This window comes from Vibrio marinisediminis (genome assembly GCF_014050145.1).
GTDB lineage: Bacteria > Pseudomonadota > Gammaproteobacteria > Enterobacterales > Vibrionaceae > Vibrio > Vibrio marinisediminis.
This window is the reverse complement of sequence record NZ_JACFYF010000003.1, coordinates 94,600-120,127: the sequence shown is the minus strand read 5'-3', so window position 1 is coordinate 120,127 and position 25,528 is coordinate 94,600. Positions and strand designations below refer to the sequence as shown.

20 protein-coding genes are annotated in these 25,528 nt (G+C 45.2%); 14 read left to right on the top strand and 6 right to left on the bottom strand.

Translation table 11 applies throughout. From position 1 onward, the window contains the following. Positions 1–62 precede the first annotated feature (62 nt). Both nadC and H2O73_RS07375 read left to right on the top strand, forming a co-directional pair. Positions 63–950, top strand: a complete 888-nt coding sequence (gene nadC, locus H2O73_RS07380; RefSeq protein WP_182108140.1) for a carboxylating nicotinate-nucleotide diphosphorylase — start codon at positions 63–65, stop codon at positions 948–950. Positions 951–1,096: 146 nt separating this feature from the next. Then, the gene (locus H2O73_RS07375) at positions 1,097–1,219 is read left to right on the top strand and encodes a lipoprotein (protein WP_182108138.1); all 123 of its coding nucleotides are present in this window, start codon (positions 1,097–1,099) and stop codon (positions 1,217–1,219) included. A 79-nt stretch (positions 1,220–1,298) separates the two neighbouring features. On the opposite strand, the gene lptG is transcribed toward H2O73_RS07375, so the two are convergent. Together lptG and lptF are read right to left on the bottom strand one after the other, a co-directional pair. Then, positions 1,299–2,369, bottom strand: coding sequence for an LPS export ABC transporter permease LptG (gene lptG, locus H2O73_RS07370; protein ID WP_182108136.1), 1,071 nt, complete (start codon positions 2,367–2,369; stop codon positions 1,299–1,301). A 3-nt stretch (positions 2,370–2,372) separates the two neighbouring features. Beyond that, entirely contained in the window at positions 2,373–3,473 is a 1,101-nt protein-coding gene (lptF, locus tag H2O73_RS07365; protein ID WP_182108134.1) for an LPS export ABC transporter permease LptF, read from the bottom strand. A 194-nt stretch (positions 3,474–3,667) separates the two neighbouring features. Here lptF and pepA point away from each other — a divergent pair, with 194 nt between their 5' ends. The 3 genes from pepA to H2O73_RS07350 all read left to right on the top strand — a co-directional run bounded on the left by pepA (position 3,668) and on the right by H2O73_RS07350 (position 8,807). Further along, positions 3,668–5,176 (top strand): leucyl aminopeptidase, encoded by a 1,509-nt coding sequence (gene pepA, locus H2O73_RS07360; RefSeq protein WP_182108132.1) that lies wholly within the window; start codon positions 3,668–3,670, stop codon positions 5,174–5,176. A gap of 118 nt (positions 5,177–5,294) precedes the next feature. Further along, positions 5,295–5,744, top strand: a complete 450-nt coding sequence (locus H2O73_RS07355) for a DNA polymerase III subunit chi (protein ID WP_182108130.1) — start codon at positions 5,295–5,297, stop codon at positions 5,742–5,744. A gap of 207 nt (positions 5,745–5,951) precedes the next feature. Beyond that, positions 5,952–8,807 (top strand): valine--tRNA ligase, encoded by a 2,856-nt coding sequence (locus H2O73_RS07350; RefSeq protein WP_182108128.1) that lies wholly within the window; start codon positions 5,952–5,954, stop codon positions 8,805–8,807. Positions 8,808–8,895: 88 nt separating this feature from the next. Here the strand turns inward: H2O73_RS07350 and H2O73_RS07345 are convergent, their stop codons facing one another. The 3 genes from H2O73_RS07345 to rapA are packed head-to-tail and all read right to left on the bottom strand — an operon-like array spanning position 8,896 to position 13,625. Further along, complete coding sequence (locus tag H2O73_RS07345; RefSeq protein ID WP_182108119.1) at positions 8,896–9,858, bottom strand: D-2-hydroxyacid dehydrogenase; 963 nt, start codon at positions 9,856–9,858, stop codon at positions 8,896–8,898. Positions 9,859–9,918: 60 nt separating this feature from the next. Beyond that, complete coding sequence (gene rluA / locus H2O73_RS07340; RefSeq protein WP_182108117.1) at positions 9,919–10,656, bottom strand: bifunctional tRNA pseudouridine(32) synthase/23S rRNA pseudouridine(746) synthase RluA; 738 nt, start codon at positions 10,654–10,656, stop codon at positions 9,919–9,921. 59 nt (positions 10,657–10,715) lie between these two features. Beyond that, positions 10,716–13,625, bottom strand: coding sequence for an RNA polymerase-associated protein RapA (rapA, locus tag H2O73_RS07335; protein WP_182108115.1), 2,910 nt, complete (start codon positions 13,623–13,625; stop codon positions 10,716–10,718). A 605-nt stretch (positions 13,626–14,230) separates the two neighbouring features. Between rapA and H2O73_RS07330 the strand changes: the two genes are divergently transcribed. The 5 genes from H2O73_RS07330 (at position 14,231) to H2O73_RS07310 (ending at position 18,929) form a co-directional block, all read left to right on the top strand. Then, positions 14,231–15,604, top strand: coding sequence for a PhoH family protein (locus H2O73_RS07330; RefSeq protein WP_182108113.1), 1,374 nt, complete (start codon positions 14,231–14,233; stop codon positions 15,602–15,604). Positions 15,605–15,744: 140 nt separating this feature from the next. After that, positions 15,745–16,749 carry an ornithine carbamoyltransferase gene (locus H2O73_RS07325; protein ID WP_182108112.1) on the top strand — a complete coding sequence of 335 codons (1,005 nt, stop codon included), beginning with the start codon at positions 15,745–15,747 and terminating at the stop codon, positions 16,747–16,749. Between the two features lie 256 nt (positions 16,750–17,005). Further along, complete coding sequence (pyrB, locus tag H2O73_RS07320; protein WP_182108110.1) at positions 17,006–17,935, top strand: aspartate carbamoyltransferase; 930 nt, start codon at positions 17,006–17,008, stop codon at positions 17,933–17,935. Positions 17,936–17,950: 15 nt separating this feature from the next. Further along, the gene (gene pyrI / locus H2O73_RS07315) at positions 17,951–18,412 is read left to right on the top strand and encodes an aspartate carbamoyltransferase regulatory subunit (protein ID WP_182108108.1); all 462 of its coding nucleotides are present in this window, start codon (positions 17,951–17,953) and stop codon (positions 18,410–18,412) included. A 127-nt stretch (positions 18,413–18,539) separates the two neighbouring features. Continuing rightward, a complete protein-coding gene (locus H2O73_RS07310; protein ID WP_182108105.1) occupies positions 18,540–18,929 on the top strand; it encodes a RidA family protein in 390 nt (129 codons plus the stop codon). Between the two features lie 61 nt (positions 18,930–18,990). Here the strand turns inward: H2O73_RS07310 and djlA are convergent, their stop codons facing one another. Continuing rightward, positions 18,991–19,839, bottom strand: a complete 849-nt coding sequence (gene djlA, locus H2O73_RS07305) for a co-chaperone DjlA (protein WP_182108103.1) — start codon at positions 19,837–19,839, stop codon at positions 18,991–18,993. A 147-nt stretch (positions 19,840–19,986) separates the two neighbouring features. Between djlA and lptD the strand changes: the two genes are divergently transcribed. Genes lptD through rsmA form a run of 4 tightly spaced genes read left to right on the top strand, consistent with a single transcriptional unit; the run spans position 19,987 to position 25,499 of the window. Then, positions 19,987–22,374 carry an LPS assembly protein LptD gene (gene lptD / locus H2O73_RS07300; RefSeq protein WP_182108101.1) on the top strand — a complete coding sequence of 796 codons (2,388 nt, stop codon included), beginning with the start codon at positions 19,987–19,989 and terminating at the stop codon, positions 22,372–22,374. Positions 22,375–22,421: 47 nt separating this feature from the next. Continuing rightward, positions 22,422–23,717: a peptidylprolyl isomerase SurA gene (gene surA / locus H2O73_RS07295; RefSeq protein WP_182108099.1), complete on the top strand. Its 1,296-nt coding sequence runs from the start codon at positions 22,422–22,424 to the stop codon at positions 23,715–23,717. Continuing rightward, positions 23,707–24,696, top strand: a complete 990-nt coding sequence (pdxA, locus tag H2O73_RS07290) for a 4-hydroxythreonine-4-phosphate dehydrogenase PdxA (protein ID WP_182108097.1) — start codon at positions 23,707–23,709, stop codon at positions 24,694–24,696. Before surA ends, pdxA begins: the two co-directional genes overlap by 11 nt. Then, complete coding sequence (rsmA, locus tag H2O73_RS07285; RefSeq protein WP_182108095.1) at positions 24,693–25,499, top strand: 16S rRNA (adenine(1518)-N(6)/adenine(1519)-N(6))-dimethyltransferase RsmA; 807 nt, start codon at positions 24,693–24,695, stop codon at positions 25,497–25,499. The genes pdxA and rsmA overlap by 4 nt, the downstream gene beginning before the upstream one ends. The last annotated feature ends 29 nt before the right edge of the window (positions 25,500–25,528 follow it).

Here is a 25,528-nt window from a genome sequence, read left to right as displayed (position 1 = left end):
TGAATTTCACTCGCAGTCAGCGTATCATGCCCACCTCTGTTTAACTGCGTATTAGATTTGCGATGAAAAACACACACAACAGCCAAGAACGCCTTGAGTTTTTAAAGCAGCAATTGCCTCTAGAAATCACTCGCTCAGTCAGCGAAACGTTAAAAGAAGATCTGGGTGGTACACTCGATCCTGCTAATGACATTACCGCAAGTCTAATTCCTGCTGATGCGCAAAACGTTGCCACTATCATTACCCGTGAACACGGTGTGTTTTGTGGTCAAGCTTGGGCAGACGAAGTGTTTAAGCAGTTAGGTGGTGAAGTGAGCATTGAATGGCATGTACAAGATGGTGATGCGGTTGAACCCAACCAAGTCCTTTGTACGCTTTCTGGTCCCGCGCGCATTCTTTTGACGGGTGAGCGCAATGCGATGAACTTTATTCAAACCTTATCGGGTTGTGCAACAGCAACCGCAGAATACGCAGCAAAACTAGTAGGAACCGATTGTCGCCTACTGGATACGCGCAAAACCATCCCAGGCTTGCGTAGCGCCCTAAAATACGCCGTGGCTTGCGGTGGTGGCTTTAACCACCGTATCGGTGTGTTTGACGCTTACTTAATCAAAGAAAACCACATCATCGCGTGCGGTGGCATTACTCAAGCTATCAAAACGGCTCAACAGCTGAACCCAGGTAAGCCAGTGGAAGTTGAAACTGAAAGCTTAGAAGAGCTTCAGCAAGCGATTGAAGCAGGTGCAGATATCATCATGCTCGATAACTTCACCACCGAAATGATGCGTGAAGCAGTCGCGATTAACGCTGGTCGTGCGGCGCTAGAAAATTCAGGTAATGTTACACTGGAAACTATTCGTGAATACGCTGAAACGGGTGTTGACTACATCTCTGTCGGTGCGTTGACTAAACACCTAAAAGCGCTTGACCTATCGATGCGCTTCCAGTAATTCCAACTGAATATCTTCTTATAGTCGATTCTCAAAATTAAAAAGACCGCTCATCGAGCGGCCTTTTTATTTGTGCCACGCAAAAACATCGCTTAGATTTATACTCAATCAAACGCTCTCTAAGCTTAATCTTCAAAGGATACACTATGAAAAAAACGCTATTGGTTATTTGCACCCTACTTGCCCTATCTGGCTGTGCAACCTTTGATGACGGCGTTCAATCTATCGCTGACGATCTCAACCGCAAGGTTCATGGTGACTTTGACTAACGAGTCTGAGTCGATAGCACGTATCACAAACATCAAAAAAGCCCTCAACTGAGGGCTTTTTAATATTGAGAATAACGCGCTACAACTTACGCCTTAGCAACATCACCGCGATGGTCAAGAAGGCGATACTTGGCATGATCGCGCCAATCGCTGGCGGGATGTTATACACCAAACTCAGTGGTCCAAAGAATTCACTTGAGATGTAGAAGGTAAAACCTGCAACCACACCGGATAGAATTCTCGCCCCCATGGTCACGCTGCGCAGCGGGCCAAAGATAAACGATAGTGCCATCAACATCATTACGGCAATCGAGAATGGCTGAGTCATCTTGCGCCAGAAAGCAAGCTCATAACGAGAAGCATCTTGCTCTGAAGCTTTCAAATATCCGACATAGTCATACAACCCGCTCAAAGACAGCTCTTCTGGTTTGACCGTAACCACCGCTAACTTGTCTGGTTCTAATGATGTAGTCCAACGGTACTCAGGTAGGCTCACTTTAGATAGCTGTACCTCGTTATCCATTTCTGAAAGTTGCACATCTTTCATTAACCACTCATTGCCACTCAAATACTCCACTTCTTCAGCAAAGTAGATATTCTTAAGCTGCTTGTTGTCATCAAAGCGCCACATGTTAAGACCGTACAATTTGTCATTTTCGATCTTACCAATAAAGATAAAGTCATTGGCGTCTCTTGCCCAAACCCCGGTTCTAACCGAAAGGATTGCACCATTTGAGGTTGAAAATGCACGTAAATCACGCGCCATTTTCTGTGCTTGTGGTGCTCCCCATTGCCCCAATAAGGTCACGACGATCATCAGCGGAACCGCCGTTTTCAACACTGACATACCAATATCAAGTTTTGAAAAGCCCGCCGCCTGCATCACCACCAGCTCAGAACTTGAAGCCAACATACCAAGACCAATTAACGCACCAAGCAATGCTGCCATTGGGAAAAACATCTCGATATCACGTGGAATGCTTAACCCAACGTAAAACAAAGCTTGCAGTAAATCATAACTGCCTTGACCTACTTTACGTAGCTGCTCGACATACTTAATGATGGCAGAAAGCCCGACAAAGGTCGCCAGTACCAATGACGTTGTAGCGATAATGGTTCGACCAATATAAAGGTCTAAAATCTTAAACACGACTTAGGCTGCCTTCTTCTGTCTCAATTTATCTTTAAAGCGTCGCACTGGAATACTGTCCATTAGGTTCACCCCAACAGCCGTTACCAGCAGAGCAAAGTTAATTGGCCACATACCGATATAAGTCGGAATACCGCCATCTTCGATTGCCGATTTAGTGGCACTAATCGCTAGGAAGTACGCAAGGTAAATCAATATTGCTGGCCCCATTTTCGCAAAGCGACCTTGACGCGGGTTTACTGCCGATAAAGGCACAACCAACATGGTCAATAGCGGAATACAAACAACCAACGAAATACGCCATTGTAATTCAGCTTGCGCTTTAGGATCTGGATTACCCAACAAAGCTAAGGTCGGAATGGCTTCCCAATCTCGCCCTTTGCGTTTCACCTTACTTTGACCAATGACCCCTTGGTATTGGTCAAACTCAGTCACCATATAATCAATACGCGTTGGAACACCCTCATAGCGAGTACCATCAAACATACGAATAACTTGGCGACCATCGCTCAACTCTTTCACTTCACCTGACTGTGAGAACGACACACTAGGGAGAATGGAATCACGCGGACGCATTTGAGCAATAAACACATGTTTAAGCTGATCACCTTCAATATCATCAATAAACACCACTGAAGAACCATCAGGTGTGCCTTGAAAATGTCCCTTTTTAAGCAAATCAACACTGTTCTCTGCTTGGACCTTCTCTTCTAGCTGAATGAGCTTTTCTTGGCTATACGGTGATAATACAAATGCATTCAGTGCCGCAACCGCACCAGTAATTACAGCTAAATAAAGCGCCGCTCGGATCAAGAATTTATTGCCGATCCCCGTCGCATTCATTACGGTAATTTCACTTTCCGCATACAGACGCCCAAAAGTGAGCAAGATTCCTAAGAACAGACTCAAAGGCAGCATTAATAGCCCCATGGTTGGCATACTCAAACCAACATAGTGCATTACTAACCCTGCGGGTATTTCGCCATCAGAGGCCTCTGCCAAGACACGAATCAATTTCTGGCTCAGAAACACCAGAAATAGGATAAAAAATATCGCAAATTGGCTTTTGAGTGTCTCGCGGATCAAATATCTAACAATAATCACGCTGAAATTACCTATACAAAACTTGTTTTTTTAATTGAATCACTATAATTTCCCGTTGAACCCTTTATTTTTTTAAAAATTCTAACTGACTGTTAGCTTGCTTAATTTAAAGGTAGTTCCGATTATGGAATCAACAAGTAAGCAGGCATTATCTAACATTTAGTTCTATTTGTCTTCAGGATGTAGGAGTACGCATGGAGTTCAGTGTAAAAAGTGGTAGCCCTGAGAAACAACGCAGCGCTTGTATCGTCGTGGGTGTATTTGAACCACGTCGCCTTTCTCCAGTTGCCGAACAGCTAGATAAGATTAGTGATGGCTATATTAGTTCACTGCTTCGTCGTGGTGATCTAGAAGGTAAACCTGGTCAGATGCTTCTTTTGCATCAAGTACCTGGCGTACTCTCTGAGCGCGTTCTACTGGTTGGTTGTGGTAAAGAACGTGAGCTCGGCGAACGTCAATACAAAGAAATTATTCAGAAAACGATCAACACTCTTAACGAAACAGGTTCGATGGAAGCGGTATGTTTCCTAACTGAACTGCATGTTAAAGGTCGTGATACTTACTGGAAAGTTCGCCAAGCAGTTGAAGCCACTAAAGACGGTCTATACACATTTGACCAATTTAAAACGGTTAAGCCAGAAACTCGCCGTCCACTACGTAAGCTTGTTTTTAACGTTCCAACGCGTCGCGAGCTCAACCTAGGTGAGCGTGCTATTGCTCACGGTCTTGCTATTGCCTCAGGTGTGAAAGCATCAAAAGACCTAGGCAACATGCCACCAAACGTAGCGAACCCTGCTTACCTTGCCTCTCAAGCTCGCCGTCTCGCTGACGATTACGAGACTATCACCTCTAAGATCATCGGTGAACAAGAGATGGAAAAACTGGGTATGACATCATACCTTGCTGTGGGTCGTGGTTCGAAAAATGAATCGATGATGTCTATCATCGAATACAAAGGCAACCCAGTAGCGGATGCAAAACCAATCGTTCTTGTCGGTAAAGGTCTGACTTTCGATTCAGGCGGTATTTCTATCAAGCCAAGCGAAGCGATGGATGAGATGAAGTACGACATGTGCGGCGCGGCTTCAGTATTCGGCACCATGAAAGCATTGGCAAAACTGAACCTACCGATCAACGTTATTGGTGTTTTAGCCGGTTGTGAAAACATGCCAGGCAGTAACGCTTACCGCCCTGGTGACATTCTAACCACCATGTCTGGTCAAACAGTTGAAGTCCTTAACACCGACGCGGAAGGTCGTTTAGTTCTTTGTGACGCACTAACTTACGTTGAACGTTTTGAGCCTGATTGTGTTATCGATGTAGCAACCTTAACGGGTGCTTGTGTGATTGCTCTAGGTCACCACATCAGTGGCGTACTATCAAACCACAATCCGCTTTCTCATGAGCTAGTAAACGCTTCTGAGCAAGCAAGCGATCGTGCTTGGCGCCTACCAATGGCTGACGAATACCACGAACAGCTGAAGAGCCCATTTGCGGATATGGCTAACCTTGGTGGTCGTGCAGCTGGTACGATTACTGCGGGTTGTTTCCTATCGAAATTCGCTAAGAAATACAACTGGGCACACATTGATGTGGCAGGTACCGCATGGAAATCAGGCGCAGCAAAAGGCTCGACAGGTCGTCCAGTCTCATTGCTAGTCCAATTCCTTTTGAATCGCAGCGGTCAAGAAACAGAAGAATAATTTCTGCATACTATTGAAAAGGGCCGCAAGGCCCTTTTTTAATATGCCAACGTCACCATTATTTGGCAGACTCTGGCAAATATGTTTCATCTTCTAGCTAACGGTAACTGAGAGTGTGATGCAAACTGCAACCTTCTACATTGTTAAAGAAAAAAGCGCACAAGCAACGCAAGCCGGCTTTGAGGAATATATCGTATTCCTTACCCAGCACTTTGCCCGCCAAGGCGCTAAAGTTTACTTAAACTGCCAAGATAAAAAACAGGCAGAAACAATGGCTGAGCTTTTTTGGCAAGTAGATACGGATCAGTTCCTTGCACACAACCTAGTAGGTGAAGGACCTAAATACGCCACCAATATAGAAATTGGTCACCAAGCGGTGAAACCCTCTTGGAATCGACAGTTGGTAATTAATTTGGCGGAAAATGAGACAACCTTTGCGAACAAGTTTGCTCAAGTGGTAGACTTCGTCCCTTGCGAAGAAAAAGCTAAACAGCTTGCACGAGAAAGGTATAAAATCTACCGTCAAGCTGGCTACCAGCTACAAACGATCGAGATCGCATACCCTTAACGGTCAATCCTTATAGTTAAGCTCTCCCTCGAGAGAGTTCACTTATAAGAATTGACCATGATTAACCAGAACCAGTCCTCTAAATAGTTGGGCTTAGAGCAAGGCAACCAATGAGTAAATTCATGAGCATACATAAGTATGTGATTGAACTTTACGAGTGCAGTTAACGTCGCTATCAGCCCAAATATGACGAGGAAAAAGAGCGCTATGGAAAAAACATACAACCCAACTTCAATCGAACAAGCTCTGTATCAGACTTGGGAAGAGAAAGGCTACTTTAAGCCACACGGTGACACATCAAAAGAAGCTTACAGCATCATGATCCCGCCGCCGAACGTCACTGGTAGCCTACATATGGGCCACGCGTTCCAAGATACGATCATGGATACGCTTATCCGTTGCGAACGTATGAAGGGCAAAAACACCCTTTGGCAAGTTGGTACTGACCACGCGGGTATCGCAACTCAGATGGTTGTTGAGCGTAAAATCGCAGCAGAAGAAGGCAAAACAAAACACGATTACGGTCGTGAAGCTTTCATCGACAAAATCTGGGAATGGAAAGGTGAATCTGGCGGTACGATCACTCAACAGCTACGTCGCCTTGGTGCATCTGTAGACTGGGAACGTGAACGCTTTACGATGGACGATGGTCTATCTAATGCCGTTCAAGAAGTCTTCGTTCGTCTTTATGAAGAAGATTTGATTTACCGTGGTAAGCGTCTTGTTAACTGGGATCCTAAGCTACACACAGCGATTTCTGATCTTGAAGTTGAAAGCAAAGATACTAAAGGTCACATGTGGCACTTCCGCTACCCACTAGCAGACGGTGTTAAAACCGCTGATGGTAAAGACTACATCGTTGTTGCCACAACTCGTCCTGAGACGATGCTAGGCGATACTGGTGTTGCGGTTAACCCTGAAGACCCTCGCTACAAAGATTTAATTGGCAAAGAGCTTATTCTTCCTATCGTTGAGCGTCGCATTACTATCGTAGGCGATGAGCACGCGGATATGGAGAAAGGTACGGGTTGTGTGAAAATCACCCCTGCGCACGACTTTAACGACTATGAAGTTGGTAAGCGCCATCAATTGCCAATGATCAACATCCTAACCTTCGACGCTAACATTCGTGATACTGCTGAAGTATTCGATACGAACGGCGAAGCGACTGATCTTTACACTGGCGAACTACCAGCGAAATATCAAGGCATGGAGCGTTTTGCTGCACGTAAAGCGATCGTTGCTGAATTCGATGAGCTAGGTTTGCTTGAAGAAGTGAAAGACCACGACCTGCAAGTTCCTTACGGCGACCGTGGCGGTGTGGTTATTGAACCTATGCTGACTGACCAATGGTACGTGCGTACTGCGCCACTAGCGAAACCTGCAGTAGAAGCGGTTGAGAACGGCGATATCCAGTTTGTGCCTAAGCAATACGAAAACATGTACTTCTCTTGGATGCGTGACGTTCAAGACTGGTGTATTTCTCGTCAGCTATGGTGGGGTCACCGCATCCCTGCTTGGTATGACAACGACGGTAAAGTTTATGTTGGTCGCACTGAAGAAGAAGTGCGCGCTAACAATAACCTTGCACCTGTTGTTGTTCTTCGCCAAGACGATGACGTACTGGATACTTGGTTCTCATCAGCACTTTGGACGTTCGGCACACAAGGCTGGCCAGAAAATACCGATGCACTGAAGCAATTCCACCCATCAGATGTATTGGTGTCTGGTTTTGACATCATCTTCTTCTGGGTTGCGCGTATGATCATGATGACGCTGCACTTCTGTAAAGATGAAAACGGCAAACCACAAGTACCTTTCAAAACAGTTTACATGACGGGTCTGATCCGTGATGAGAACGGCGACAAGATGTCTAAGTCGAAAGGTAACGTACTTGACCCAATCGATATGATTGATGGCATCGATCTTGAGTCTCTAGTTGAAAAACGTTGCGGCAACATGATGCAACCTCAACTTGCTGCGAAGATCGAGAAAAACACGCGTAAGACATTTGAAAACGGTATCGAACCATACGGTACTGATGCACTGCGTTTCACTCTAGCAGCAATGGCTTCAACTGGTCGTGATATCAACTGGGATATGAAGCGTCTAGAAGGTTACCGCAACTTCTGTAACAAACTATGGAACGCTAGCCGTTACGTAATGATGAACACAGAAGAGCAAGATTGTGGTTTCAACGGTGGTGAAATTGAATACTCACTAGCTGACAAGTGGATCGAGTCTCAGTTTGAACTCGCAGCACAAGCATTCAATAACCATATCGACAACTTCCGTCTCGATATGGCGGCGAACACGCTGTATGAATTCATCTGGAACCAATTCTGTGACTGGTATCTAGAGCTGACTAAACCAATCCTTTGGAAAGGTACTGAAGCTCAGCAACGTGGTACACGTCGTACGCTAATTACAGTACTAGAGAAGACTCTACGTCTTGCTCACCCTGTTATTCCATACATCACTGAAACGATTTGGCAAAGCATCAAGCCACTAGTTGACGGTGTGGAAGGCGATACGATCATGCTACAGGCTCTGCCTCAATATGACGAAGCGAACTTCAACCAAGAAGCGCTAGACGACATTGAGTGGGTAAAAGCGTTCATCACTAGCATTCGTAACCTTCGTGCAGAATACGACATCAACCCAGGTAAACCTCTGGAAGTGATGTTAAAAGCTGATGAGAACGATGCCGCGCGCCTAGAAGCAAACAAACAAGTACTGATGTCTCTTGCAAAACTAGAGTCGGTACGTGTACTTGCAGCTGGCGAAGAGACACCAGCATGTGCAACGGCACTCGTCGCGAAATCTGAACTGATGATCCCAATGGCAGGTCTAATCGACAAAGATGCTGAGCTTGCTCGTCTAGATGGCGAAATCAAAAAAACGCATGGTGAAATCAAACGTCTTGAAGGCAAGCTAGGTAACGAAGGTTTCGTTGCTAAAGCACCTGAAGCGGTAGTTGCTGTAGAGCGTCAAAAGCTTGAAGGCTACAAAGAGACACTGGCGAAGCTTGAAGAGCAAAAAACAACGATTGCAGCGCTATAATTCGTTGTTTTGACAATAAAACTAAAGACCGGTCGATGACCGGTCTTTTTGTATCTGCTGCTATTGAAATGGCATCACACCACGCCAATTACACCACTCGATTTTGTTGCTCGCCCTCAACATACGCACGAATGTTGTCCATTAAGATATTGGCGAGCTTTTGAATTGACGAATCACTGCCCCACGCTACATGGGGTGTCAGTAATAAATTGGATAGCTCACAATGAGCAATTAGAGGGTTACTTTCATCAGCGGGCTCTTGGCTAAATACGTCGACACCTGCACCACCAATTTGCTGCTTTCGTAGTGCGTGAACCAAAGCTATCTCATCAACTAAACCACCACGTCCGGTATTGATCAAAATCGAATTTGGTTTCATTTGCGAAAGCTCTTTAGCACCAATTAAATGATGCGTTTGCTCATTCAGTGGGCAATGTAAGCTCAGTACATCGGAAAGCATTAATACGCGTTCAAAAGAGAGGTGCCCTTCACGGCACTGCGCAGCACCTTTACGCTCTGCAAATATCACATTCATCCCCAGCGCTTTAGCCAGCGTTGCCGTTGCTTGCCCTAGCTCGCCACTACCAATCACGCCAAAAGTTGCCCCGGCAATATCTCCAATTGGATGAGTAAAAAAACAGAACTGTTGTTTGCGTTGCCACTCCCCTGCGGCGATGTCTTGGTGGTAACCAATTAAATTGCGTCTTAGCGCAAACATCATAGCAATCACATGTTCGGGTACCGATTGGCTGGCATAGCCACGAACATTCGCCACTGCAATTCCTGCCTGCTGACAGTACTCAATATCAATATTATTAAAACCGGTGGCACAGACGGCTATCAATTCAAGATTCGGTAAGTGGGATAGCGTTCGGCGATCCAGAACAACCTTATTGGTAATCACAATTTGCGCTTGGCTGAGTCGTTCAACGATTTGATCGGGTTCGGTGGTGTCGTACTCTACCCATTGATGATCAAAAGGTAGGTGGGGAAACTCAATATGCGAAGGAATGGTGGAGCGATCGAGAAAGACAACGGTAGGCAGCGACATAGGTTTCTCCTTTATCTACTGCCTAAGACTCTGCCGACTTTAAGTCAGGCAGCGTTGGCGCTATGGTCTTGGCAGCGTTTTATAGTCTGGTAATTTTCGCACAGGATCAAAATAATCAAAGAGCATCTCTTCCGCTTCAGGGTAGAAGTCACAAGGAACAAAAATAGCGCGTAACCAATCGCTTTTTGGGTGGTAAAAACTCAATTCCGCAGCATGCAGTGCCAAACGATCTGAGCAGCTAAACGCTTCACCTTCAGAGTAAAACTCATCTCCGACGATAGGATGACCCAATGCTTGCATGTGTACACGCAATTGGTGCGAACGCCCTGTCACTGGCAGTAAACGGACAATGGTGGTCTTTTCTTCATGTTTAGCTACTTGAAACAAGGTCTTAGATGGTTTGCCCGTTTCATAGCATACCTTTTGCCGAGGTCGATTAGGCCAATCGCAAATCAGCGGGAAATCAAGCTCGCCTTCACTTTGCTCTACATGCCCCCATACTCGAGCATAGTAAACTTTATGAGTTAAGCGATATTGAAACTGCTTTTTCAACGCGCTTTCTGCACGTTTATTCTTTGCCAACACCATCAAACCAGATGTATCCATGTCTAAGCGATGAACAATCTGAGCTTCAGGATGCGTCTCTTGGACGCGACTCCACATACTATCGTGGTGTTCAGGCAGACGTCCTGGCACTGACAATAACCCAGACGGTTTGTTTACCGCGAGGATTTGTTCATCTTCATAAACAATTTCAACCCACGGTTCGACCGGTGGGTTGTACTCAAGCATTGCCATGTAACTAGCTCCAGAAGATGAGCGATAAGTACCATACTTATCGCTCACTGACGGTGGGATTATTGGTGAGAGACGACAATCATGCGTAGCGAGTCTAATTGGAACTGCGCTTTGCTGATGTAGCCTGTTAGCTCTTTGATTTGCGCATCAATCGCTTCAATTTCTTCATCACGAATATTTGGGTTAACCGCTTTTAGCGCTTGTAGACGTTCAAGCTCCGCATTCAAGCTTACTTGCATTTCTTGCTGTGCTTGACTGCGAATTGCATCGACTTTGCTCAACACCAATTGATCACCAGCCGCAATCAAATGATGAACTTGCGCTTGAACAGAAGCCACTAACTTAGCCGCGATATGACGACCAACTGGGCTTAGTTGGCGGTTAAAGCTTTCAAACTCAACCTGTTCAGAAAGATCATTCCCTTTGCCATCAAGCATCACACGAATTGGTGTTTGTGGTAAGAATCGACTAATGCCACTGCGCTTAGGCGCTTGGGCATCAACGGTATAAACCAGCTCAAGCAGCAATGTACCAACCGGTAATGCTTTGTTTTTCAGTAGTGACACCGCACTCGTACCAACGCCTTCGCTCATTAGCAGGTCAATACCACCTTGGATCATTGGGTGTTCCCAACTGATCAGATGCATATCTTCACGTGCCAATGCGGTATCGCGGTCAAAAGTAATCGTTGCCCCTTCATAAGGCAAACCAGGGTAGCTTGGCACCAACATATGCTCTGAAGGTGTCACCACCAGTGCGTTTTCACCTTTGTCATCTTGGTTTAAACCTATGGTATCAAACAGGCTTAATGCAAATGTGACTAAGTTGGTGTCGCCATCTGTCGCCGAAATTTTTTCGACAATCGCTTGTGCTTTTTCGCCACCATTTGAGTGCATCTCAAGCAGGCGGTCACGACCTTGCTCCAGTTGTGATTTTAGCTCTTTGTTTAGCTTGGCAGATTCTTCAATCACCTCATCCAAGCCTTCGTTAGTGCCTGATGCCAAAATCTCAATCAGACGGTCAGAGAACAAATCGTAAACCGCACGACCCGTTGGGCAAGTTTCGGCAAAGGCATTCAAACCTTCATCAAACCAACGCGCTAAAATCGCTTGTGATGTCCCTTCAAGGTATGGCACATGAATGTCGATATCACGGTTTTGACCAATACGGTCCAAACGACCGATACGTTGCTCAAGCAAGTCAGGGTTGAATGGCAAATCGAACATCACTAACTGGTTTGCAAATTGGAAGTTGCGTCCTTCAGAACCAATCTCACTACAGATCAGCACTTGGGCTCCGCCCTCTTCTTGCGCAAAGTAAGCGGCCGCTTTGTCACGCTCCAGAATTGACATCCCTTCATGGAATACAGTTGCACGAATGCCTTCACGCTCACGCAGTGCCTGCTCCAGTTGCAGCGCCGTACTGGCTCGCGAAGCAATCACAAGGATCTTTTCACTGCGCTTATCTTTGATCTTTTCAAGTAGCCAGTTCACACGAGAGTCGAATTGCCACCAGCTTGAATCTTCACCTTCAAACTCTTGGAAGATCTCTTCTGGATAAAGGTTTTTCAACGCACGAGCCTCTGGGCTCATCTTTCCACCGATCAAACCTGATACACGCATAGAGGTGGTGTACTGCTGAGGTATCGCCATTGGCAACAAGTTCACATTGCGCACAGGGAAACCTTTGATTGCCGCACGAGTGTTACGGAACAACACGCGACCCGTACCATGGCGATCCATTAGGTTATCGATCAACTCTTGGCGCGCAGCCGCTATCGCAGCAGCGTCACTGTCGCTTTCAATAATACGGAACAGCGGCTCAACATCTTGCTCAGATAACAGCTCTGTAATTTGGTTTTTCGCTTCATCTGGCAATTGTTGCCCAGAGAACAGCATGCTAACTGAGTCTGCAACTGGTGCGTATTGCTCTTCTTCTTTCACAAACGCTTCATAGTCATAGAAACGATCAGAATCAAGCAGACGTAAACGAGCAAAGTGGCTCTCACGCCCAAGCTGTTCAGGGGTTGCCGTAAGTAGTAACACGCCTGGCGTACGTTCAGCTAAACCTTCCACCACTTGGTATTCACGGCTTGGTTTGTCTTGGCTCCACTCTAGGTGGTGCGCTTCATCGACAACCAATAGATCCCATTCGCCTTCTAAAGCTTGCTCGTAGCGCTTACGGCTCTTGCGCAAGAAATCGAGTGAACACAAGACGTATTGCTGAGTATCAAATGGGTTATCTGAGTCTGCAAACGCTTCAATACAACGCTCTTCATCAAAGATAGAAAAGTGCAGGTTGAAACGACGCATCATTTCAACCAACCATTGGTGTTGTAGTGTTTCAGGTACCACAATCAAAATACGTTCAGCACGACCGGCCAGCACTTGCTGGTGAATGATCATACCCGCTTCAATGGTTTTACCAAGACCCACTTCATCAGCCAACAAAACGCGAGGCGCATGACGACGACCCACTTCGTGTGCAATGTATAGCTGGTGCGGAATGAGACCAGCACGCATACCACACAGACCACGCATTGGGCTCTTATGTTGTTGATATTGGTTTTGTAATGCTCGGAAACGCAGTACAAAGTTGTCCATGCGGTCTATTTGACCTGCAAACAACTTATCTTGCGGTTTATTAAAACGAATCTGGTTACTAAGCATGATTTCGCGCAATACGACATCTTGCTCGCCATCTTCTTCGCGAGTACCGACATATGACAGTAGTCCTTGCTCTTCAACGACTTGCTCAACTTTTAATGACCAACCCTGTTGGCTTTCAATAACGTCACCAACATTGAATATCACACGAGTTACGGGCGCATCGCTACGGGCATAAACACGGTTCTCTTCTGATGCAGCAAACATTAACGACACTGTACGAGCATCCAATGCCACTACGGTTCCTAAACCAAGATCACTTTCCGTATCACTAATCCAACGCTGGCCCAAAGCAAATGTCATGAATCGACTACCTCATTTAATAAATTTACTATTTATCATAGCTGTTCTCGCGCCATTTCAAAGGCGGCTGACGGGGGGATTTTAGGTCAGCTTAGGCGCGGAAAAAGGTCGGACATCTTACTCGAAGCTGTGACATTGGTCACGTGCCTAGCGCGCATTTCCTAACAAATTTTCACCACTGTACTAAATGACATCAAAGTGTAAGAAAGCAGTGGCACAACTAAACCCACTGATTATCAATACCTAGCCATCTTGATGGTGGCGCGAAAACAGCGAATAACGAAGACTCTGGCAGTGAGGCTGGAAAATTAAATGCGCTCTTGTCGCTGCAACTTTAAGAAAATCAGGTATATACTTTTATTAACGCGGCAGTGATTTAAATTTTTACCTTTTACCTCACTGATGCGTATAAAAGAGACGATCAACACGGGTTTGCTGACTGACTCTTGCGCGCACTCTTCAAGTAGCGTTAGAGCGATGATAAATGAAGTATTCAAGCACCAAGGCAAGTGGATCGAAGCTTCAATCAGGCGTTGTCAGCCAGTAAGCAGTTAAGTCAGCCTCACAACAGTGAGCACTGAGCCGCTCTGCGGCAGGAGACGCTTATGGGTGATACGGACAGAAAACTCTTCGTACTCGATACCAATATCCTTCTTCACGAACCTCTCGCCATTTACTCCTTTCAAGAACACGACGTCGTTATTCCAATGACAGTTTTAGAAGAACTTGACCGCATTAAAGACAGTAAGCGTGATGTCGCGCGTGATGCTAGGGTGGCAATTCGAGCCCTTGAAGCGCTATTTAAAGATGCGACTCCTGATGAAATTTCTGAAGGTATCCCGATTAATCGCGGTAAAGAAAGCTCTGGACACATTGCAATTTTGGCTGATTTTGAACTGCAAGAAACAATTAAAGCCTTTGCCGACAAAGCTGGCGACAATCGCATTCTCAATGCAACGCTCTACCTACAAAACAAACGAGCACCACGTGAAGTTATTTTAGTCACCAAAGACATAAATATGCGGCTACGCGCTAAAGGGGCTGGGGTTCGTTATGTCGAGGACTACCGTTCTGATCAACTGATCGATGATGTTGAATACCTCACCAAAGGCTTCCAACAAATTGAAGGGGACTTTTGGGCAAGTGTTGAACAAGTGGAAAGTAAAAACCTTGCGGGTCGCACTTTTCACACCTTAGCAAAAGCACCTTTCGAGCCAACCTACTTAAACCAATATGTGATTGATGATAGCGATTTTGTTGGGCGAGTTGCTGAGATTAATGAAGACTCCATCAGCTTAAAAGACCTCAGTCGCGAGCGGTTGATGCATCGCAGAGCTTGGGACATTGCACCAAAAAATATTTACCAAGCGATGGCAATGGATGCCCTGCTTGATCCTGACATTGATTTAGTGATTTTAACTGGCGCCGCAGGTAGTGGTAAAACCCTACTCGCCTTAGCGACAGCACTTGAACAAAGTATTGAAAAAAACATGTTCGATAAAATTATCGTCACACGAAACACGCCTGACATTGGTGAATCAATCGGATTTTTACCCGGTAGCGAAGAGGAGAAAATGCTGCCATGGCTGGCTGCGGTTACCGATACTCTGGAAGCGCTGCATAAAAACGATCACTGTACGGAAGGCTCACTCAAATATATCTGTGACAAAGCCAACATTCAGTTCAAATCGATCAACTTTATGCGTGGTCGTTCGATTCAAAATGCGTTTGTGTTGCTCGATGAGTGCCAAAATCTCACGGCCTCACAAATCAAAACCATTATTACCCGCTGTGGGGAAGGCACAAAAATTGTCTGCTCAGGTAACTTGGCGCAGATCGATTCTCAATACCTCACCCCGGTAACTTCAGGTCTAACTTACATGGTTGAGCGATTCAAAAACTTTGAAGGCAGCGCCAATATCCATTTAAACGGTGTCGTCAGAAGCCGCCTAGCGGAATACGCCGAAGAAAACCTATAGACATAGGTTACGTAAAAATCTCATTCAACATGGCGAATGACTATTCGTTATTTGCCAATTAATATAAAATAATTATTCACTTTTAGTGCGTTTTTATGTTTTACTAATGATATATATTATTCAGACTCAAGGATTAGAGTATGGCTTTCAATCTTCGTAACCGTAATTTCGTTAAGTTACTCGACTTCACTGCAAAAGAGATTCAGTTCTTACTCGACCTCTCAGCGGATTTAAAAATCGCTAAGTATTCGGGTACAGAGCAGCCAACCCTACAAGGTAAAAATGTTGCCTTAATCTTTGAGAAAGCCTCCACACGGACTCGCTGTGCATTTGAGGTCGCCGCTTTTGATCAAGGCGCGCAGGTCTCTTACATTGGTCCGTCTGGCTCACAAATTGGGCATAAGGAATCAATGAAAGATACTGCTCGCGTACTTGGCAGAATGTACGACGGCATAGAGTATCGTGGCTTTGGTCAAGCGATTGTCGAAGAGCTGGCAGAACACGCCGGTGTACCTGTGTGGAACGGGTTGACTGATGAATTCCATCCAACCCAAATTTTGGCCGATTTTCTAACCATGCTTGAGCATGGTCAAGGTAAACAACTGTCTGAAATGAGCTTTGCCTACCTAGGCGACGCTCGCAACAATATGGGTAACTCACTCATGGTTGGCGCCGCTAAAATGGGCATGGACATTCGCCTTGTCGCGCCCAAACAATTTTGGCCAGAAGCAGAGCTCGTCGCCACTTGCCAACAAATCGCCAAACAAACGGGGGCGAAAATAACCCTTACTGCTGATGTTGATGAAGGCGTGCAAGGCTGTGACTTTCTCTACACCGACGTTTGGGTATCAATGGGAGAAGCCGCAGAAGCTTGGGATGAGCGCGTCGCACTAATGACACCCTATCAAATTAATATGGATGTGATTGAAAAAACCGGTAACCCTCAAGTGAAATTTATGCACTGCTTACCCGCCTTCCATAATGATGAAACGACCATCGGCAAAGAAGTTGCTGAGAAATATGGCATGAAAGGTTTAGAAGTCACCGAAGAGGTCTTCGAGTCTCACCATTCGATTGTTTTTGATGAGGCAGAAAACCGTATGCATACCATTAAAGCCGTTATGGTTGCGACTTTAGGCAGTTAATACTCGACGATTTTTGAATGAAAAAGCGCGAAGTAATCGCTTGCGCTCGACAATCTTCTGCGTATAATTCACGGCAATTTGTCTGGAGGTTGTCAATAATGCCACGTAATTCGTGTTCTACAATGCGCTTTACTCAAGGTAAGCTAGCTTGCTTACTGGCTGGTTATTTTTCAACTTCTACTGTTTTTTAAAGCCTCCCTATTGGGGGGCTTTTTTATTGCCTAAAATTTTTTCTAGTCAGATAGGGATGACGATTATGACCAATACGCTTTACAACAAGCACATCATTTCGATTCCAGAGCTATCACGTGCAGAGCTCGAGTTAATAGTCCAAACCGCAGGTCAGCTAAAAGCAGAACCCAACCCAGATCTGATTAAAAACAAGGTGGTTGCGAGCTGTTTCTTTGAACCATCAACCCGTACCCGCCTCTCTTTTGAAACCTCAATTCAACGCATTGGTGGTGATGTGATTGGTTTTGATAACGCGGGTAACACATCGCTGGCGAAAAAAGGCGAAACATTAGCGGACTCAGTACAAGTGATCTCTAGCTATGTTGATGCCTTTGTGATGCGCCACCCACAAGAGGGCGCTGCTCGTCTTGCTTCTGAATTCTCAAACGGTGTACCCGTGATTAATGCCGGTGACGGTGCAAATCAACACCCAACCCAAACACTGCTCGACCTATACACTATTTCTGAAACGCAAGGTCGTTTGGACAATTTGAATGTGGCCTTCGTTGGTGACTTAAAATACGGTCGCACGGTGCACTCATTAACCCAAGCTTTAGCTAAATTTAACAACATTCGCTTCTTCTTTGTTGCACCAGAAGCATTAGCAATGCCCGATTATATTTGTGAAGAGCTTGATGAAGCTGGCATTCAATATAGCCTGCATACCGACATGGAAAGTGTCATCCCTGAGCTTGACATTTTGTACATGACGCGAGTGCAAAAAGAGCGTTTTGATGAGTCGGAATACGTGCACATTAAATCGGCTTATATTCTGACGGCTTCGATACTTGAAGGGGCGCGTGAAAACCTAAAAGTATTGCACCCACTTCCTCGTGTTGATGAGATCACCTCTGACGTTGATAAAACACCACACGCTTGCTACTTCCAACAAGCCGAAAATGGCGTATACGCTCGCCAAGCACTCTTGGCTCTCGTTCTAAATAAATCACTGTAATCGAGGAGAATAATCATGGCTAAAGAAACTCAATTGCAGGTAGAGGCAATTAAAAACGGAACTGTAATCGACCATATTCCTGCGCAAGTTGGTATTAAAGTACTGAAGCTATTTAGCATGGATAAAACCAATCAACGTGTGACGGTAGGGCTTAATCTGCCATCCTCGGCGCTTGGTCATAAAGATCTACTGAAAATTGAAAACGTATTCATCAATGAAGATCAAGCAAGTAAGTTAGCGCTTTATGCCCCGCACGCGACAGTAAACCAAATTGAAAACTATCAGGTTGTTAGAAAGCTCGCCTTGGATCTTCCTGAACAGGTGAATAATGTTTTTGAGTGCCCTAACTCAAACTGCATCACTCATGGGGAACCAGTAGAGAGTAGCTTTAGAGTGTTTGAGAAAAACAACGACGTTCGCTTAAAGTGCAAATATTGTGAGAAAGTATTCTCTCGAGAAATTGTGACCGAGCGCTAAGCAAAGAAATCTAATTAATCAAGCTAGCCAAGTACCTTACAAAAGTGAGGTACGTGGCTATTTACCCGCTATTTTATACAAGGCAAACTGCGTGCTTTATTTCAATTAAAACAATGGGAAACGTCACATGACTACAGTTCTTCACACAGAAGCAGCACCCGCTGCTATCGGTCCTTATGTTCAAGGTGTTGATCTAGGCAACATGGTAATGACTTCTGGACAAATTCCAGTCAACCCAGTAACTGGTGAAATCTCTGCCGATATCGCAGTTCAAGCTCGTCAATCATTAGAAAACGTAAAAGCGGTAGTAGAAGCATCAGGACTGGGTGTCACTGATATCGTAAAAATGACGGTATTTGTAAAGGATCTCAACGATTTTGCTACGGTAAACCAAGCCTATGGTGAATTCTTTGATGAGCATAACGTCGCGCACTACCCTGCCCGATCTTGTGTTGAAGTCGCTCGCTTACCTAAAGATGTAGGTATCGAGATTGAAGCCATTGCGGTTCGCAAATAAGCACACTATTGAAAAAGAAGGCGAGCATATGCTCGCCTTCTTTTTCTAAATCACCATTAACCTATTTAAAGCCTTTCACTTTCTTAATCAGATCGTAAGCATTTTGGATCTCTTGCGATTTCTCTTTCGCTACGTTCATCATTTCTGGCGGTAAACCTTTTGCCATTAGTTTGTCTGGATGGTGTTCATTCATCAACTTACGGTAAGCGCGTTTCAACACTTTAGAATCGGTGTCTTCATCAACACCCAAAACCTTATAAGCATCACTTAACTGGTTTGCAGACGGTGCTTGTTGCCAACTGCCTGATTGTTGCTGACCTCCTTGCCCACCAAAACCACCATGCTGGAAGCGGAAAGCGGCTTCTTGCATACGTAAACGCTGTTCAAGTTGCTGCGCAGAGAATCCCAATTTTTCAGCAATACGGTGCAATACATCGCGTTCACTTGGGTGAAGACTTCCATCCGCAAAAGCCGCAGAAATCTGTAGTTCTAAGAAAAACTGCAATAAGTCAAAGCGACCACCAGACGATATTTTTACTCGTGCTAATACATCATCAAGCGGAAAGTCGGATGATTTGCCTTCACGAAATGCCTCTTGAGCCGCAGTACGCAGTTCGCCATGGAGATTCATACGATCCATCATGGTACTTGCGAGCTGAATCTCTTCTTTCGTTACTTGTCCTTTCGCTTTTGCTACGTGCCCCATAACAGCAAAGGCGGCTTTAAAAAACTCTTCTTGTCGTTGCGCTTGGCTTGGTCCACCACCAAATGGCGAAGAACGAAAGCCAGCTTGCTGCAATCGGCGTGCTTTATCAAACTGGTGGCCAAGAAAAAGACCAAATACAGCACCAAATAGGCCACCAAATAGAAAGCCAAAAAAAGTGCCAAGGATTTTGCCAAAAATATGCATTATGTGCTCTCAATCTATGAATTTTTTCATCGTTACGCGGTCTGATAGTGCCGGATGGTTTAAATTCCTTTATGATAAAGACCGTTTTATTCTTTGTTCGGTAGTTATTCACCGAATTTATCAAGTTCAACAGGATAGTAAAACTCGATGTCACGTTTTCCACGTACGTTACTAGCCGCTTCAATCAGTGCATCACTATTTGCACCTCAGATTCAAGCCAATGAAGCCTTAGTAGACAATAGTGTGCAGGAACTGCCCGCTATAGATCAATGCTTGATCGACCAACCTGATGCAGAAAACCCAAATCAGCAGCCGATCACGGTCGAAGCTGATAGCCTTGAAGGCGTAAATGGTGACAAAGCCACTTATAGCGGTAATGTCGTTGTTGTACAAGGCAAAAAGCGTATGCAGGCTGACAGCGTGACCCTCCACCAAAAGGACAATGTGGTGGTGGCAGAAGGTAATGTTATGTTCAGCGATGGGCAGGTAAAAACGCTGTCCGATAAAGCGGTGAATAACCTCAATACCGAATACGTTGAACTGAATAACACCAAATACGAGTTTCTGTGTGAACCAGGGCGCGGTGAAGCAGCCTATGTGTCCAAAACAGGTAAAGCGATCTATGAAATAGAAGATGGCTCACTGACCTCGTGTCCTGAAGGTGATAATTCATGGCGCATGTCAGCATCAAGCATTGAGATTGATCAAGACGAAGAAGAAGCGACTTTCTTCAATCCTCGCTTTGAAGTGCAAAGCGTGCCTATTTTTTACCTTCCGTACCTAACCGTTCCAATTGGCGATACTCGTAAGACGGGTTTCCTTTACCCTACAGTCTCCTATGGTTCAAGCGATGGTATTGAATTTGAAGTGCCAATCTACTGGAACTTGGCACCAAACTACGATTTGGAAACCACGCTAAAGTACATGGAAAAACGCGGGACACAGCTAAACAGTAAGTTCCGTTACTTGAGTGAGTTAGGTCAAGGTCAGGTCGAATCTGAATACCTGCCAGACGATCAGAAATATCCTGAGCAAGGCGACCGCTGGGCAATGCAATACACCCATGACGGTATCTACCAGCAAAACTGGAAATTCCATATCGATTACTCAAAAGTAAGCGATATTAATTACTTTACCGATATCGACTCGAACATCGGTAAACGTGAAGATGGTCAACTCATCCAAGAAGGCGAGTTCCAGTACCGTACGCACAATTGGGATGCCACTTTACTGGCGCGAGACTTCCAAGTATTAACTGAAGAGGGCAGCCTGCCATACCGCATATTGCCACAGCTCTCGTTTAATTATTACTCGCCTGCATTAACACCATATTTAGACTTTGATGTTGTCAGCCACGTATCTCGATTTGATACTGATGACAAGTCGAAGCCATCTGCGACTCGCATCCATGTTGAGCCAGGAATCACCATTCCTATCAGCACAACCTGGGGTTCGTGGACAACTGAAGCGCGCATTTTGGGTACCAATTATCAGCAAGACTTGGATGGGATTGACCTAAACGACTCACAGTATGATAGATACAACCTGAAAGAGAGCGTGACTCGTGTGATTCCAGAATTTAGAACCCATGCTGGGATCGTTCTGGAGCGTAATAGCTATGTCTTGGGCGGTTACACTCAAACCTTAGAGCCGCAGGTTCAGTACTTGTACGTGCCGAAAGAAGATCAATCAGATATCTATCTCTACGATACGACACTGCTACAAACGGATTACTACGGTCTATTCCGCAGTCGTAAATACAGTGGTGTTGATAGAATTGCCGCTGCAAACCAGTTTAGCTATGGTGCTTCCACTCGTTTCTTTGATGATATGTACAAAGAACGATTAAATATCTCGTTTGGTCAGATTTTCTACTTAGATAAATCAACCAAGAACTCAGACTCTAATACTCTTGACTCTGACCCTGATTCAACCAGCTATTCAGCTTGGGCTGTTGAGATGGACTTTAACTTCTCTGACTACCTGTTCTACCACGGTGGGGTTCAATACGACGTTGACTCTAGCGAAATGCAAATCAGCAACAGCACCTTAGAATACCGCTTTAACAAAGGCTATATTCAAGGTAACTACCGCTATGTAACCAAGAGCTATATAGAGCAAACCGTAGACTTAGAAAGTATCGATGCTAATAACGGTATTGATGGCATCACCCGAGACGGTATCTCTCAAGCTGGTCTTTTAACTGGTTATACCTTCTCACGAAATTGGAACGCAAGCGCACAGTATTTTTACGATTTAACCACAGATCAATCGATTGAATGGCTCGCTCGCATTAACTACATCGATGACTGTTGGTACATCGGTTTCACCTACAGCAACCAATTACGTGGTTGGAGCCCTGAACCTGGCTTTTCAAACTACCCGAATGCTACTGCAGACTACGAAAACAACTTCAGTATCAACTTTGGTATTGTTGGTTTTGGTACCAACATGGGTACAGGCTCTGGACTGTCTGAAAACGACAACGGCAGTAACTCTTTGGGTTACGGACGCCCATTCTTCTTAAACAACTAATTTTTCAAGCCAGCTCATTTGAGCTGGCAAACATCTAAGGGTTATTGATGAATACTTGGAAAACGACGCTGCTTACCCTTGTAGCGGCATGCCATATCGGTGCAGCCAATGCCAATGTGGTCGAAATGGACAAAGTGGCAATTATTGTTAATGACGGTGTCGTCCTACAAAGCGACATTGATACTGCACTTAAAACTCTAACAATCAATGCCAAGAAAAGCGGCAAGTCACTGCCTGCACAAGATGTATTGGTTGAGCAAGTAGAAGAGAAGTTAATTCTCGAAACGATTCAACAGCAAGAAGCGGAGCGTATTGGCGTTCGTATTGATGATAGTCGCCTAAATAGTGCCATTGATGATATTGCAAAAAACAATAATCAAACCGTCGAACAACTGATCACATCGATTGGTGAAGAAGGCATTAGCTACCCAGAATTTCGCGAACAAGTGCGCAAAGAAATTGCAGCCAGCGAAGCTCGTAATACACTCGTTCGTCGTCGAGTTAACATTCTTCCCGCCGAAGTGGATAATTTAGCTGAAGTACTTGCCAATGAAACCAACGCTACCGTTCAATACAAAATTGGTCATATCCAATTACGTGTCGGCGACGGTGAAGACAAAGCGGAAGCTCAAGCTCTTGCCAATGAACTGGTTCAGAAGCTGAAAGCTGGTGAAAATTTTGAGAAACTGGCTTACGCCTACTCCAAAGGTCCGAAAGCCCTACAAGGTGGTGATTGGGGTTGGATGCGCAAAGAAGAGATGCCAACCATTTTTGCAGACCAAATCAAACTGCAAAACAAAGGCAGTATCATTGGTCCATTTGGTAGCGGTGTCGGCTTTCATATCTTAAAAATTGAAGACGTAAAAGGTCTTGAAACCGTTGCAGTAACAGAAGTTAATGCTCGTCATATATTGATTAAACCAACGGTAATTTTAAGTGATGAAGGTGTGCAGAAGCAGCTCAACGAGATTGTTCGCCAAATCAATGCCGGCGAAGCAACCTTTGGTGAACTGGCACAGCAGTATAGCCAAGACCCTGGTTCAGCAGCCCAAGATGGCAACCTTGGCTACCAAACCTCTGATCTTTACGTACCTGAGTTTAAACACCAAGTTGATACGCTTGCCGTCGGTCAAATTAGTGCACCTTTTAAAACCGTTCACGGTTGGCATATTGTCGAAGTCATGGATCGTCGCGAAGTCGACCGTACCGACTCTGCAATGAAAAACAAAGCTTATCGCATCCTGTTCAATCGTAAATTCAACGAGGAAGTAAGCACATGGTTACAAGAAATTCGTGCATCCGCTTACGTTGAAATGGTGAAGGATCAGCAAAATGACAATTAAACGAATTGTAGTTACCGCAGGTGAACCTGCTGGTATCGGTCCAGATTTGGTCTTAGCTCTTTCTAAAGAAGGCTGGGATCACCAAATCATCGTTTGTGCTGATAAAGCCATGCTGGCTGAACGTGCTAAGCAACTTGGTATTGAGGTAACACTGCATGATTACGATGCAACCCTGCCCATTGAGAAACAACAAGCTGGCTCATTGATTGTCGACCATGTCCCTGTTGCACAAGCCGTCGAAATTGGTCAGCTCAACGAAGCCAATGGTCATTACGTACTGCAAACACTTGAGCGCGCGACCAACGGTTGTATGAGCGGTGAATTTGATGCCGTGGTAACCGGCCCTGTACACAAAGGGGTGATTAACCGAGCAGGCGTCGCATTTAGTGGTCACACTGAATTTTTTGCCGAAAAATCAAATACACCCTTAGTGGTTATGATGCTGGCAACAGAGGGGTTACGCGTAGCACTTGTTACCACACATATCCCACTGGCTTACGTTTCTAAAGCGGTAACGGCAGAGCGTCTAGAAAAAATCATTGATATTTTACATACCGATTTAGTAGAAAAATTTGCTATTCGTCAGCCAAACATCTATGTTTGCGGGCTTAATCCTCACGCAGGGGAAGATGGCTGTTTAGGCAGAGAAGAAATTGAGACCATTACGCCAACATTAGAGCGTATTAAACAGGATAAGAATATTAACCTGATCGGTCCGCTTCCAGCTGACACCATTTTTAACGAAAAGTACTTACAAGATGCTGATGCCGTATTAGGTATGTATCATGACCAAGTACTTCCCGTGCTAAAATACAAAGGATTTGGCCGTTCAGTGAATATCACTCTGGGCCTACCATTTATTCGGACATCGGTGGACCACGGTACAGCACTTGATCTCGCCGGTACCGGTCTAGCGGATACAGGGAGCTTCCGAACAGCATTGGCGCACGCAATAGATTTAGTAGAGAAGAAACAATGAGAAATGATGTCCATCTAGGACACAAAGCGCGTAAACGTTTTGGTCAAAACTTCCTAAACGACCCTTATATTATTGATGGTATTGTTTCCGCCATCAATCCACTTCCAGGGCAGAACCTGGTTGAGATCGGTCCGGGTCTTGGTGCTATCACTGAGCCTGTTGGTCGTGAAGTGGATAAGTTCACCGTTATCGAGCTTGACCGAGATCTTGCTGAGCGTCTGCGTAACCACCCAGAGCTAGCAGATAAGCTAACAATTCACGAAGGCGATGCAATGCGCTTCGACTTCGCACAATTGGTTAAACCAAACAACAAGCTGCGTATCTTTGGTAACTTGCCATACAACATCTCGACACCGTTGATGTTCCACTTGTTTGAATTCCACGCGGATATTCAAGACATGCACTTTATGTTGCAAAAAGAAGTGGTAAACCGTCTAGCAGCGGGACCAGGTAGCAAAGCATACGGTCGACTAACAGTCATGGCGCAATACTTCTGTAAGGTTGTACCTGTACTAGAAGTGCCACCAACAGCATTTGTTCCGCCGCCAAAAGTAGAATCAGCGGTTGTTCGTTTAATGCCATATGAAACACTACCGCATCCAGCGACTAGCTTAAAGTGGCTAGAGCGAGTATGCCGCGAAGGCTTTAACCAACGTCGTAAGACCGTACGTAACTGCTACAAGTCTCTGCTTAGTACAGAAACGTTAGAAGAGTTAGGGATTAACCCTGCACTGCGTCCAGAAAACCTAACGCTTGAGCAATTTGTTGCGATGGCAAACTGGTTGGATGCAAACCACGAATAATTGACTTTAAGGGCGCATTAGCGCCCTTT

Excerpts from the sequence above, each read along its gene's own strand:
- rapA (WP_182108115.1), bottom strand. The coding sequence starts at position 13,625 with ATGACATTTGCTTTGGGCCAGCGTTGGATTAGTGATACGGAAAGTGAT.
- H2O73_RS07310 (WP_182108105.1), top strand. The coding sequence starts at position 18,540 with ATGACTACAGTTCTTCACACAGAAGCAGCACCCGCTGCTATCGGTCCT.
- rluA (WP_182108117.1), bottom strand. The coding sequence starts at position 10,656 with ATGGCAATGCTTGAGTACAACCCACCGGTCGAACCGTGGGTTGAAATT.
- pdxA (WP_182108097.1), top strand. The coding sequence starts at position 23,707 with ATGACAATTAAACGAATTGTAGTTACCGCAGGTGAACCTGCTGGTATC.
- djlA (WP_182108103.1), bottom strand. The coding sequence starts at position 19,839 with ATGCATATTTTTGGCAAAATCCTTGGCACTTTTTTTGGCTTTCTATTT.
- H2O73_RS07330 (WP_182108113.1), top strand. The coding sequence starts at position 14,231 with ATGGGTGATACGGACAGAAAACTCTTCGTACTCGATACCAATATCCTT.
- pyrI (WP_182108108.1), top strand. The coding sequence starts at position 17,951 with ATGGCTAAAGAAACTCAATTGCAGGTAGAGGCAATTAAAAACGGAACT.
- rsmA (WP_182108095.1), top strand. The coding sequence starts at position 24,693 with ATGAGAAATGATGTCCATCTAGGACACAAAGCGCGTAAACGTTTTGGT.
- nadC (WP_182108140.1), top strand. The coding sequence starts at position 63 with ATGAAAAACACACACAACAGCCAAGAACGCCTTGAGTTTTTAAAGCAG.
- H2O73_RS07345 (WP_182108119.1), bottom strand. The coding sequence starts at position 9,858 with ATGTCGCTGCCTACCGTTGTCTTTCTCGATCGCTCCACCATTCCTTCG.
- pepA (WP_182108132.1), top strand. The coding sequence starts at position 3,668 with ATGGAGTTCAGTGTAAAAAGTGGTAGCCCTGAGAAACAACGCAGCGCT.
- surA (WP_182108099.1), top strand. The coding sequence starts at position 22,422 with ATGAATACTTGGAAAACGACGCTGCTTACCCTTGTAGCGGCATGCCAT.
- lptD (WP_182108101.1), top strand. The coding sequence starts at position 19,987 with ATGTCACGTTTTCCACGTACGTTACTAGCCGCTTCAATCAGTGCATCA.
- H2O73_RS07325 (WP_182108112.1), top strand. The coding sequence starts at position 15,745 with ATGGCTTTCAATCTTCGTAACCGTAATTTCGTTAAGTTACTCGACTTC.
- pyrB (WP_182108110.1), top strand. The coding sequence starts at position 17,006 with ATGACCAATACGCTTTACAACAAGCACATCATTTCGATTCCAGAGCTA.
- H2O73_RS07375 (WP_182108138.1), top strand. The coding sequence starts at position 1,097 with ATGAAAAAAACGCTATTGGTTATTTGCACCCTACTTGCCCTATCTGGC.
- H2O73_RS07355 (WP_182108130.1), top strand. The coding sequence starts at position 5,295 with ATGCAAACTGCAACCTTCTACATTGTTAAAGAAAAAAGCGCACAAGCA.
- H2O73_RS07350 (WP_182108128.1), top strand. The coding sequence starts at position 5,952 with ATGGAAAAAACATACAACCCAACTTCAATCGAACAAGCTCTGTATCAG.